The sequence below is a fragment of the Micromonospora craniellae genome (assembly GCF_014764405.1).
Classification (GTDB): domain Bacteria; phylum Actinomycetota; class Actinomycetes; order Mycobacteriales; family Micromonosporaceae; genus Micromonospora; species Micromonospora craniellae.
Genome location: NZ_CP061725.1, coordinates 1,393,132 through 1,405,383 on the forward strand (window position 1 = coordinate 1,393,132; position 12,252 = coordinate 1,405,383).

The following is a 12,252-nucleotide window of genomic DNA, read 5'->3' on the forward strand; positions in this document are numbered from 1 at the left end:
CATGAATAGACGCACTACCGGCCTCGCCATCGAGGCGGAGGGCCTGACCCGGTCGTTCGGTGACACACGTGCGCTCGCCGGCCTCGACCTCCAGGTGCCCGCCGGTGCTGTATACGGAGTGCTCGGCCCGAACGGCGCCGGAAAGACCACCGCGGTACGGATCCTGGCGACGCTGCTGCGTCCCGACGGCGGACAGGCCCGGGTCTTCGGGCACGACGTGGTCACCGAGGCCAACGCGGTCCGCGGCCGGGTCAGCCTGACCGGCCAGTACGCCTCGGTGGACGAGGACCTGACCGGCGCCGAGAACCTGATCCTGCTGGGCCGGCTGCTCGGTCTGCGCAAGCCGGCCGCCCGGGACCGGGCAGCCCAGTTGCTGGCCGCGTTCGGGTTGACCGAGGCGGCCGGGCGGCAGGTCAAGAAGTACTCCGGCGGTATGCGGCGGCGTATCGACATCGCGGCGAGCATCCTCGGCACCCCGGATCTGCTCTTCCTCGACGAGCCCACGACCGGGTTGGACCCGCGCAGCCGCAACCAGGTGTGGGAGATCGTCCGGGCGGTGGTGGCACACGGCACGACCGTGCTGCTGACCACGCAGTACCTGGACGAGGCCGACCAGTTGGCCGGCCGGATCGCGGTGGTCGACCACGGCCGGGTGATCGCGGAGGGCACCCCGGGCGAACTCAAGTCCTCGGTCGGGTCCGGCACGGTGCACCTGCGGCTACGGGACGCCGACCAGCGCCCCGAGGCACAGCGGTTGCTGCAGGGCGTGCTCAGCGAGACGGTGCAGCTGGAGGCCGACCCGGTGGCGATCACCGCGCGGGTCGGCGGGGCCGGCAACGACCTCGACGCCAGCGCGCAGGCCGCCCGGGCCCTGGGCGAGCTGTCCCGCGCCGGGATCGTGGTGGACGACTTCTCGCTCGGCCAGCCGAGCCTGGACGAGGTCTTCCTGGCCCTGACCGACCGTCCCGCCGAGCCGACCGCCGCCGAGCGGGACGATGAGCTGGAGGCAGCCCGATGAGCAGCGACACCGCCACCTCGACCGGCCCGGCGCCGTCGGTCTACGTACCCTCCTCCGAGGCGTTGGCGACGGTGCTCGCACCGGCGGCGCGCCCGCCCCGCCCGAGCCCGCTCTCGGCGTCGCTGACCTTCAGCTGGCGTGCCATGCTGAAGATCAAGCACGTGCCGGAGCAGCTCTTCGACGTCACCATGTTCCCGATCATCATGGTGCTGATGTTCACGTACCTGTTCGGCGGCGCGCTCGCCGGCGACCCGCGTGACTACCTGCAGTTCTTCCTGCCGGGCATCATGGTGACCAGCGTCGTGATGATCACGATGTACACTGCGGTCGGGCTGAACAGCGACATCGAGAAGGGCATCTTCGACCGGTTCCGGACGCTGCCGGTGTGGCGACCGGCCGCCCTGGTCGGCATGATCTTCGGCGACGTGCTGCGGTACATCCTCGCGGCCACCGTGATCCTCACCCTGGGTCTGGTGCTCGGCTTCCGTCCCGAGGGCGGGCTGCTCGGGGTCCTCGGCGGGATCGGCCTGCTGGTCGTCTTCTCGTTCGCGTTCTCCTGGGTCTGGACGCTGTTCGGGCTGATCCTGCGTAACGAGAAGTCGGTGATGGGGGCCAGCATGATGGTGCTGTTCCCGCTGACCTTCCTGAGCAACGTCTTCGTCGACCCGTCCACCATGCCCGGCTGGCTCCAGGCGTTCGTCAAGGCCAACCCCATCACGCACCTGGTGTCCTCGGTCCGGGCCTCGATGGCCGGCACGTCGGACACGTCGGCCATGATGTGGACGTTCGGCTGGAGCGTGCTGTTCGTGGTGGTCTTCGGCATCCTCACGATGTATCGCTACAACCGCCGCTGACCCTCGGCCGCCGAACCGGTTCCGGGCAGCGTCCCGCCCAGGAGGATGCTCCCGGAGCCGGTCCGGTCACAGCCGCCAGGGCACCGGTGCGGCGGGAAGATACCGGCAGGCGGCACCGGTCGAGACGGTCTCGCGCAGGTGCGCGGCGAGCGGCGGATGTCGTTCGTCGAGGCGGCGCAGGGTGTCCCTGATCCGGGCGGTGACCGTCTTGCGGGCCCGCTCCGCCTCGTCGCCCAGTCGGCGGGTCCGCCCGGCCAGCCCGGCGGCCGACCGCAACTGCGCGATCAACGCACTGCGCTCGGCGTCCAGCGCGGCCACCTTCGGCTCGTCGCCACGGGCCGCCGCCCGGTCGATCTCGTCGTCGAGGCGGGTCAGGTGACGCCGGTAGCGGTTCCGCGCCTCCCCGTCGAGCACCTCGTCGCCGCCCATCCGACGGGCCGCCACCAGATCCGGGCCCGCCGCCGGGTCTAGCAGTTCGACGGCGGACACGTCGACACCGGGACTGCCGAGCAGCAGGCGCAGGTCGTGCAGCCCCTTGGCGTCCGGGAGGTGCGCGGTGAACCCCTGATAGGTCAGCCGCCAGACCGCCCCGTCGCGGCGGAACTCGTACGCCGGGGCCGCTGGCGTGGGGACCGGTCTGGTCGGCGTACCCGTCGAGGTGGCCGCCGCCCGGCCGCCCGGAGCGTCCTCGGCGAGCCCGGCGAGCACCTGCGGCAGGGCGAGTTCGCGGGCCTCGTCCCGGGTCGTCGCCCGGATCGTGGCGGCGGTGGACGCGTCCCCCGGACGGCCCCGGGCGAGGAGAGCCTCGACGAGCGCCACCCGGGCGAACAGGGACCACGGCCGGGCGCCCATCCGGTCGGCGGCGTCGCGGGCGGCGGTGAACCGGGCGACCGCGTCGTCCCACCGCCGGTCGGCGGCGTCGATCACGCCTAGCCAGTGGTCCACCGGCCCGCTGAGGTCGCAGCCGAACAGCGAGACCAGCCACTGGCCCTGGTACGGCAGCAGCGCCTGCCGTGCCTCGGCGCAGCGGCCCGGATCGGCGACGGTGGCCTGGGCGCACAGCCGCAGCCAGAGCGGGACGACCGGGCCGGGGTACGTGGTCCCGGCGGCGTCGAGGTCGACGGCGATGCGGGTGGCGGCGCGGTGGTCGCCGCGTTCGGCGGCGGTGATGCCCCGCAGCAGCGCCAAGTGCGGGTGGTCGCCGTCGCCAAGCCCGTCGACCAGATCGTCTGCCGCGTCGAAGTCGCCCTTCAGCAGCAGGTACGACCAGCGCAGGTGATGGCCGAGGAAGTTGTTGTGCTCGGGCTGCTCCCAGTCGTCAAGGTCGCCCAGGTCGGAGAAGCAGGTCTCGGCCCCGGCGAAGTCGCCCCGGAAGGCGCTGGTGATGCCGGCGTCGATGGCCGCCGCCATCTGGTGGCGTGGTTTACCGGTCTGCCGGGCTGCGGTCACGAACGCGGTCAACTCGTCCTGGTAGCGGGGATCTCCGAGTTCGAGCAACGCCACCCAGCGCAGCGAGTTGGCCCACAACTCGGTCTCCTGGTCACCGCCCCGGCGGGCCACCTCCCGGATCTCGGCGGTCAGGGCGACCCGTTCGGCTGCGGTGCCCGGCCCCCAGGTGGCGTCGTGCCGGGCCCAGAGACTGAAGGCGAGCGCGTCGTCGTCGTGCACCCGGCGGGCGAGCGCCTCGGTGGCAGTGATCAGGTCGGCTTCCAGGCTGCGTACCGGGGCGCCGTCGCCGGGTTCGCCGACGAGCCGGCGGTGCGCCTCGCGCACCAGGCGCTCCGTGTCGACGGCGATCCGGGGATTGGTCTGACGGTGACGGTGCACGTTGAGGGCGAACCGGGCCAGCAGGGCCGGCTCGTCGGTGGTCAGCGCCAGCGCGGCGGTGTCGGCGAGGATCTGGTCCGCCTCGTCCCGGCCGCCGGTGTGGAAGAGTCGGTCGGTCAACTCGATCATGATCTTGATCCGTTGGGACGGGTCCGTCGCCACCGTCGCCGCACGGCGCAGGTGCACGGTCGACTCCTCCAACGCCAACCGGCAGGCGGCGTCCCGGGCGGCGGCGAGCAGCAGTTCCGCGCGGCGGTACGCCGCCAGCTGCGCGTCGGCGAGCCAGGCGTGCCGGGCCAGGTCGGCCGGGATCAGCCACTCGGCGAGCGCGGCGTGCTCGTCCACGGCGCGGACGACGGCGGCATGCCGCACCCGGCGCTCGCCATCGGCGAGACCGTCGTACAGGGTCTCGCGGACCAGATCGTGCGCGAAGGCGTACCGGCCGTCGGCGCCGGAGAGCACCAGCCGCGCCGCCACCGCCACGTCCAGCAGGGCGTCGAGCCGGGCCGGTGGCAGACCGGCGCTCGCGGCGAGGACCGCCGGGTGGAACTCCCGCCCGAGCACCGCGGCGACGGTCAGCACGTCGACCACCGCGACGGGCAACCGGTCGAGCCGCTGTCGCACCACCTCGCGTACGCCGGGCGGGATGCCGGCCAGTTGCCCGTCGGAGTGCCACAGCCGGGCGGTCTGCTCGACGAAGAAGGGATTGCCGCCAGTACGCCGGTGCACGTCGTCGACGCAGTGCGAATCCGGCTCCCGGCCGGCGGTGCGGGTCATCAACGCGCCGACCTCGTCGCGGGACAGGCCGGTGAGAGTGATCGGGGTGGCCTTGGCCACCAGCGACATCAGCAACGGCCCCAGCGGATGCGCCTCCGCCTCGACCTCCGCGTCCCGATAGGTGCCGACCAGCAGTAACCGCTCGAACCAGGTGTGCTGGGCGGCGAACCGCAGCAGCCGCACCGACGCCGCGTCGGACCAGTGCAGGTCGTCCAGGACCACCAGCACCGGCCGCCGCTGCGAAACGGCGACCAGGGCGGCGGTGACCGAGTCGAAGAGGGCGAACGCCTCCCGCTCGGCCGCGTCACCGCCATCGGACCCGAGCGCCGGCGGCAGCAGCCCGTCGCCGCTCGTGGTGGTCGGCGTCATCATCGGCGGGCCGTGGAGTCTCGACGTGGGATCCACCTCGCCGAGCAGCAGGCGCAGCGCCGGCTCAGCCGACTCCCGGGCCACCACCCAGTCCTCCGGCGACCGGCGCAGGCCCCGCAGCACCTGCACCCACGGCCAGTAACCGGGAGCGCTGGCCGAATCCCAACAGGCCGCACCGAGCACCAGCGCGCCCTGCCGGCGGGCCTCATCGGCGGCGGACGTCACCAGGGTCGTCTTGCCGATTCCCGGCTCACCGGTGACCAGGACCAGGCCGCCGTGACTGGCGGCGGCCCGATCGACCTCGGCGCGCAGCAGGGCGGCAGGGTGGTCCCGTCCGATCATCGTGCCGCTGGGCCACGCCTTCATGGCAACCGACGGTATCTGACGCCACCGACAGACCCGGGCGGATCCGCGCCGGCACCGCCTCGCGCCGGGACGACCCGGGTCACACGTCCGGGCCGACCGGGCCGAGCGCCGCCAGGTGGGCGAGGACGGCCTGGTTGGCCTCCCAGCCGTCGGGGAACTTCACCGGCACGTCCAGTTGCGGCGCCTCGGTCGACGGGTGGGCGTCCAGCAGCTCGCCGATGCCCGCGCGGGCCACCACCACGCAGGCCTGCCGGTGCCGGGAGGCGAGCACGCAGAGCCGCCCCGACTCCAGGTGGAAGGCGGTCGCGTCGCGCCGGCCGGAGAGCGGGTGCAGCACGATCGTCATGTCGTACTCGCGGCCCTGGAGCCGGTTGGCGGTGTCCACGGTGACGCCCGCTCCCGCCTCGCCCAGCAGCGACCGGATGACCGCGACCTGGTCGCGGTGCGCGGCGCCGACCGCGATCCGGTCCGCGGTCACCGGCGCGCCGCCGGGCGACTGCTCGCAGATCGCGACCGCCCCGCGGCGCAGCACCCGCGTGGCGAGCGCGGCGCACGCGGCGGCGGCCTCGGCGTCGGTACGCAGGGTGTGCCGGGCCGGCAGCTCGTAGAGCGCCCAGCCGTCGGCGGCGGCCAGATCCACCGCCCGGTCGACGGCGTCGCCCGGCCCCGCCTCGGTGAAGTGCAGCGCCCGCTGGGTGGACACCGTGCCGGAACGGAACTCGGTGAAGGGATAGAACGCCTGCGACACCACCGGGGCGGCCGAGGCGGGCAGCCGCCACGACACCGGCAGCCGGTGCACCGGCAACTGCGGGTTGTGCCGCAGCAGCACGGCCACCGCCGACTGCATCGGATCCCAGGTCAGCCCCGCCCACCGCCCGGTCTCGACGGTGGAGAACGGGTCGAGTTGGCCGGGATCGCCCACGAACAGCGCCCGTTCGAACCTGCCGGCCACGCGCAGCAACGCGTCCGAGCGCATCTGGTACGCCTCGTCCACGATCGCCCACGGCCACGAGCCCTCGGCGACCGTGGCCCACTTGGCGGCCGTACCGATGACGACGGCCGAGGCGGCGAGATCGGTAACCTTGGCGGCGACCCGGACCTGGTCGTGTGAGCGCACCCGTTCCGACGGCCGGTAGTCGCCGGCGGAGAGCCGACCGATCCGCAGCTCGGGGGCCTTCCGGGCGAGCCGGTCGATCAGGTCGTCGACCTGCTCGTTGGTCTGCGCGATGATCATCAGCGGCTCGCCGGTGCCGGCCAACTCGACGGCGGCCCGCACCACCAGCGTGGACTTGCCCGCGCCCGGCGGCGAGTCGACCACCACGCCCCGGTGCTCGCCGGACCGCAGGTCGGCCAGCACGGTCGTGATCACGCGTTCCGCCTCGATCCCCGGCGGCACCGTCAACTGCGGCAGCATCGGGCGCTCAGTGCACGATGACCGGGGCCCGGGGCGCCTCGCCGGGCTGCTCCCCCGGTTGGTCGTCGAGCAGGTGCGACCGCTCCCGCCGCCGGGGCAGGAAGGCGGCCGGGATGAACGTCGCCGCCACCAGGGCGAACGCGACCCAGAACGTGGTCGCGAAGGAGTTGGCGGCGAAGTCGAGACCGCGCTCGATGAGCGACGGGTCGGGCACCTGCTGGGCCAGTTCGGGCCGCTGCTGGGCAGCGACCGCCAACCCGGCCTCGGTGACCGGCTCGCCGTTCGGGCCGGTCAGGCCGGGGATCGGCTGGGACTTGTTCAGCTCGGTGGTGAGGATCACCGACATCACCGCCGCGCCGACCGAACCGCCGATCTGCTGGAGGATGTTCACCAGCGTGGAGCCTCGGGCGACCTCGTGCCCGGTCAGCGTCTTCAACGCCGAGGTCATGATCGGCATCATCGTGCCGCCCATGCCCAGGCCCATGACGAACAGCGAGCCGCAGAGCAGCATGTACGAGGTGTCCGCGTCGAGCTGGGTGAAGGTGAAGAACCCGGCGAGGATGAGCACCAGCGCGAACGGCACCGTCCGGCCGACCGGCACCTTGTCGGCGAGCATGCCGGCGATCGGCATGGTGACCATGGCGCCGAGGCCCTGCGGCGCCATCAACAGACCGGCGTGCAAGGTCGACTCGCCGCGCACCTGGAGGAAGTAGCTGGGGAAGAGCAGCCCGGCCCCCATGAACGCGATGATGAAGACGAACATGGTCACCGCCGCGATGGTCAACCGGCGGTTGCGGAACAGCCGCAGGTCCAGCAGCGGATGTTCGGGCTTGAAGGAGTACAGGACGAACGCCACCACCAGCGCGGCGCCGACCAGCATCGGGCCCCAGACCTCCGGCTCGGCGAACGTGCCGGTCTCCGGCAGCGTGGAGACGCCGTAGAGGAACAGGGCGAGGCCGGGCGAGAGCATCAGCATGCCGAGGAAGTCGAACGACTGGGAGGGCTCGGCGCTGTCCTTCGGGAGCGCCATCTGCGCGTAGACCAGCGCGACCACACCGATCGGCAGGTTGATCAGGAAGATCCAGTGCCAGCTCGCCACGTCGATCAGCCAGCCGCCGAGGATCGGGCCGCTGATCGGGCCGAGCAGCATCGGGATGCCGAGCACGGCCATCAACCGCCCGATCCGGTTCGGGCCGGCCGCCCGCGTCATGATCGCCATGCCGATCGGCATCAGCATGCCGCCGCCGAACCCCTGCAACACGCGGTACGCGATCAGCTGCCCGATGGTGTCGGCCGTGGCGCAGAGGCCGGACCCGATGGTGAACAGCGCCAGGGCGATCATGTAGAGGCGTTTGGTGCCGAACCGGTCGGCGGCCCACCCGCTGAGCGGGATGACCGTGGCCAACGCCAGCGTGTAGCCGGTCATCGTCCAGGCGACGCGGGCGTACGAGGCGTCGAACTCGCTCTGGAAGGTCGGCAGCGCGACGCTGACCACCGTCACGTCGAGGATCGACATGATCGCGCCGAGCACGACGACGCCGGCCACCTTGAGTACCGCGGCGTCGAGCTTGTCCGATGTCGGGACAGGTTGCGGTGCCGCGACAGATTGCTGTGCCACGAAGTCTCCTGTTGTCGGATCTGACCGTTAGGACGAGCGGTGGTGGCCGACGCGGTGCCTGCGACGCCCGCAGCGCAGATTAGCCCCCACCGTCGACACTCCGCCGCCCGTTTAGCGGCTGGCAGACCCGGTTCGCCGGTGTTCCTCGTCACCACTCGTTCCCGGCGGCCGAGGGCACGACCATCGGAAGTCGCGGCGCGGACCGAGGTTGCTACCGTGGCCGCCGCGTCCCTCGTCGCGTACGTCACGGGAAGGCCGGAACTCGCGGCGACTGTGGCCTCGCTCGGTGCCGCCGCCACGCTCTGGGTCACGGCAGTCGTCGTGACCTGGCCGGCGGTGAGGGCGCCCGGCACGGCGGCTGACCCGAGGGCGGCGGGGTCGGATGCGGGCCCTGTCGAGCTGACTGCGTCAACGGATGCGGTCCGCCCGTTCAGGTCAGCGAGTTCTCGGTGCTGGTGGGGGCGACCAGCCCGGCGTCCCGAAGCTGATGGGTGAGGGTGCCCATAGCGGCCTGGAAGTCGTGCCGGTCGACCAGGTGGAACCGCCGGAAGAACCAGTCGGGAACACGAGCCTGGCGCTGCCGGCTACGGAAGACCAGGTCCTGGACCTGACGGGCGAGGACGAGCAGTTCGGCCGTGGTGGCCTCGCCACACCGCTCGATCGTGGCGGTGATCCTCGCCTGCACGACGGCGAGAGCATGTTCCCGTTCGGTCGCCACGTCCCGCTGGCTCCGATAGATCTCCAGCCCGAGCAGCAGCGCGCCCAGCGACGGGACGTACCACTGGAGCAGCAGTTGGGAGACGGTCAGCCCGGCGGTCACGCCGAACACGACACCGAACACGGCCCATAGTGCCGTTCCGCCGAGCACCACGTGGGAGTAGCGACGGCGGATCCGGGCTCCCCAGCCGAGGTTCTGCTGCTGGCAGGCGAGTACGTCGTACGGGCGGGGCAGGTGGGGCACCTCGTAGTAGTCACGCAGGTATGTCTCGTCACCACGGTAGGCGCGGTGCAGGCGGCTCACCTCGGCGGCGCTCACCTCGTCTCCGGCGGCCACCGTGTTCCAGGGCAGACCGAAGAGTCGGACGTCGAACATCTCCTGAAGTACGGCCGCGCGCCCGAGTTGGCCGCGTGACCAGGCACCCAGCCCGACCGCGTTCGCCAGCGCCCAGAGCGCACCGACTGCGGTGACCACCGTGGACGACACGCCGGTGATGGCTACCACCGCGCCGACCGCACCGATCAGGATGGAGAGGACCATCCGCAGGTTGTCGAGTTGCTGCGCCCGCGCATGGCAGACGGACATGGCCCGCAGCAGGGCCATCATCTCGGGCTCGGTCTGGCGGCTGAGCAGGGACTTAGCGGGATCGGTCACGACAGCCTCCCGGGTCCGGGCAACCGGTCACAAATCTAGATCTCTGGATGTTACCCAGAGCATCACAACAACCTCGGAAAGTGATCCACTGGTTACCTTTTAGTAGGGTTCGTGGCGGGCTGAGGAAAGCTGACTGATTAGCCCGACAGTCGGCTACATTGAGCCGAAACACAGTCAGGAGTGCCGATCTCCGGCCAGGGCAACGTCTGCGGCGCCCCTCTCCTGCACCCCTTTGGAAGGTCCAACGAACGACATGGACAACAGAGTCGCCAATGATCGTCCGGTACCGGACATCCACGTCACCTCGGCCATCGAGGAGTGGGCCGGGGCGGACGACGTCCTGATCGTGCCGGAGTTCCACCCGGATCCGAACAAGACCGATGCCCAGCTGTACTGCGTCGAGGTGACCTCCCACGAGGGCGAGCAGTCGCTCAGGCAGAGGTTCGTCGTCAAGGTCGTCTCGGCCGAGACGGCAGCGAGGCTTGCGGCCGGACACCGCCGGGCAGAGCGATCACACCCCGCCTTCGCCAGCCGCCACATCGTCGAGCACCGTGGCCTCTACCGGGTGGATGATGCCCGGCGGCTGCTGATCCAGCAGGTCGCCAACGGCGGTGACGAAGTCGTGAGCCTCGCGGCGTCGGGCGACAGCGAGCGGCTGGTCGCCCTTCCACTGATCGCCGACGCGCTCGTCAATGTGTGGAACGCAGCCGACCCGGCACGGCACGGATCCGGCCTACCGACCAGGACGACCAGCGTCGGCGAGTTCGTTCGGCAGGAGGTCGCGCATCTGGCGACCACGGAGTCGGTGCTGGTCGCCGCCGCAGAGCTCGGGGTGCCCGATGACGCCGGTGCGACACTGGTCCTCGACGGTGCAGACCGCCCGAATCCCCTCGACCTCCTCATCCGGACCGAGTCACCGCTGAGCCAGCGGCGCGTGGTCCATCTCGTCGGTCACACTCACGGTGATCTGAACGGCGGCAACGTCCTCATCCCGTTCGAGACGGGCAAGCCGAGGTACGGCGCGTTCCTGCTCGTCGACCTCGGCGGCTACCAGCACGACGGTCCGCTCACCCGGGACCTGACCTTCGCGTTGTTGGGCACGCTGCTCAGGACGGTGGCACCACCACCGTTCCCCGGGGAACCCGCCGAGGTGCTGCCCCGCGACCAGGCCGAGGCCCTACGCCGTTTGATGATCAATCCGGAGACTGCGCCATCGGACAGGGTGCTACCGGGCCTCACCCAGCTCGTCCGGCAGGTCTACCAGACCGGCCTGACGCACGCCGAGCAGGCCGGCCTCAGGCCGGCATGGCGCCAGCAGTGGCTTCTCACCCTGGTCGGCCAGGCCCTGGTCCACCTCACCTTCGACGACATCGGCGAGGCCGGACGCCGCTGGTGTCTGCGACTGGCGGCAGAGTCGCTGGAGGCGTACGTACGACTGGTGTCCGGCAAGGACACGCCGGAACTGCCGCAGGTCGCGTCGTCCACGTTGCCGGCCGGCCAGGGTGGCAGCGACGCGTCGAGCAGAAGACTCGACCTGCGATGGCCGACCCAGTGGTCGCCCGATCAGCAGCGAGACTTCCACCACCGGGAAGCCGGCGGGTCGACGTCCCAGGTCCACGAGCACGCTTGTGCGGGCCGGGGTGACGCCGCCGCACGTCGGCCGGCGAATCACGTCGCTACGGCCGCTCCTGTCCCGACGCAACACAACCGCGCACCCCGTCCTCGCGAGCGACGCCAGGACGACTCCGACGACACCGCACCGACACGCCCCGACAGAGTCTGCCTGCCGATCATCAGTCTCCCCTTCGTGACGGCAGCGCTCCTCAGCGTGGGCCTGGTCGGGGGCGCGGCATACTTCGGACTGTCCGATCGACGGAAGGATCACGGCGCGGCACCGACCCAGACGATCACCCCGGGTTCGACCAGGGGGGAGTCGCCCGCCACGACCCGAGACCACGGTGACCGCGGCCCGACGCTTCCCCACAGCCTCGACGAGTTCGCCGAGGCTGTCGCCGACCTGGTGGAGGACCCTCCGCTGGGCAGGTACGCGTGCACCCGTTACGAAGTGCGGTCCCCGGAGGGCGGACCGGGCAGGTCGGCGCAGTTGCGCCACCACCGGCAGGAGTTGTGGTTCACTGACGATCGCGCGGGCAGGAAGGTGGTGACCGACCTCGACGCGACCGGGCCGAACCGCAAGACCTCCACCCCGTACCTGCCCGGTGAGATGGACGAGGTCAGGCCGGTTCCGGAGGACGACCTGGACGCGCTGCGCCAGCAACTGTTGTGGGAATGGGGCAAGCAACCTCCGGAGTTGCGTACGACAAGCGGGATGGTGCGGCTGGTCGCCCGGATCCTCCTGCACAACCCCCTCGTTCCCGCACAGCACGCCGTGCTCCTGGCAGAACTCGCGAAGATGCCGGGCATCGAGTTCGCCGGCAGCTATCGGGACGATGACGGCGAGCCCGGAGTCTCCTTCCAGGCCGAGGATCAGGACGGCCGGCGGGACACCCTGCTGTTCGACCGCAGCGGCCGGCTCCTCAGGCACGACCTCACGCAGGGCGACGTGCTGCTCAGTCAGCACCTTCTCCTCGCCACCGGGCGTACGGACACGATGGACACGCCGTGTCGGTAGCGAAG

At 71.4% G+C, this 12,252-nt stretch carries 7 protein-coding genes; 3 read left to right on the forward strand and 4 right to left on the reverse strand.

Annotated features, from left to right (window positions below):
- Position 1: 1 nt before the first annotated feature.
- Both ID554_RS06340 and ID554_RS06345 read left to right on the forward strand, forming a co-directional pair.
- Positions 2–1,018, forward strand: a complete 1,017-nt coding sequence (locus ID554_RS06340) for an ATP-binding cassette domain-containing protein (protein ID WP_117228968.1) — start codon at positions 2–4, stop codon at positions 1,016–1,018.
- Positions 1,015–1,872, forward strand: coding sequence for an ABC transporter permease (locus tag ID554_RS06345; protein WP_117228967.1), 858 nt, complete (start codon positions 1,015–1,017; stop codon positions 1,870–1,872). Before ID554_RS06340 ends, ID554_RS06345 begins: the two co-directional genes overlap by 4 nt.
- 66 nt (positions 1,873–1,938) lie before the next feature.
- Here ID554_RS06345 and ID554_RS06350 read toward each other — a convergent pair whose 3' ends face one another.
- The 4 genes from ID554_RS06350 to ID554_RS06365 form a co-directional block, all read right to left on the reverse strand.
- A complete protein-coding gene (locus ID554_RS06350) occupies positions 1,939–5,211 on the reverse strand; it encodes an AAA family ATPase (RefSeq protein WP_117228966.1) in 3,273 nt (1,090 codons plus the stop codon).
- A 79-nt stretch (positions 5,212–5,290) separates the two neighbouring features.
- The gene (locus ID554_RS06355; RefSeq protein WP_117228965.1) at positions 5,291–6,625 is read right to left on the reverse strand and encodes an AAA domain-containing protein; all 1,335 of its coding nucleotides are present in this window, start codon (positions 6,623–6,625) and stop codon (positions 5,291–5,293) included.
- Between the two features lie 7 nt (positions 6,626–6,632).
- Complete coding sequence (locus ID554_RS06360) at positions 6,633–8,243, reverse strand: DHA2 family efflux MFS transporter permease subunit (protein ID WP_117228964.1); 1,611 nt, start codon at positions 8,241–8,243, stop codon at positions 6,633–6,635.
- Between the two features lie 430 nt (positions 8,244–8,673).
- Positions 8,674–9,615, reverse strand: coding sequence for an S-4TM family putative pore-forming effector (locus tag ID554_RS06365; RefSeq protein WP_117228963.1), 942 nt, complete (start codon positions 9,613–9,615; stop codon positions 8,674–8,676).
- Between the two features lie 253 nt (positions 9,616–9,868).
- Between ID554_RS06365 and ID554_RS06370 the strand changes: the two genes are divergently transcribed.
- Positions 9,869–12,247 (forward strand): hypothetical protein, encoded by a 2,379-nt coding sequence (locus ID554_RS06370; RefSeq protein WP_117228962.1) that lies wholly within the window; start codon positions 9,869–9,871, stop codon positions 12,245–12,247.
- Positions 12,248–12,252: the final 5 nt, after the last annotated feature.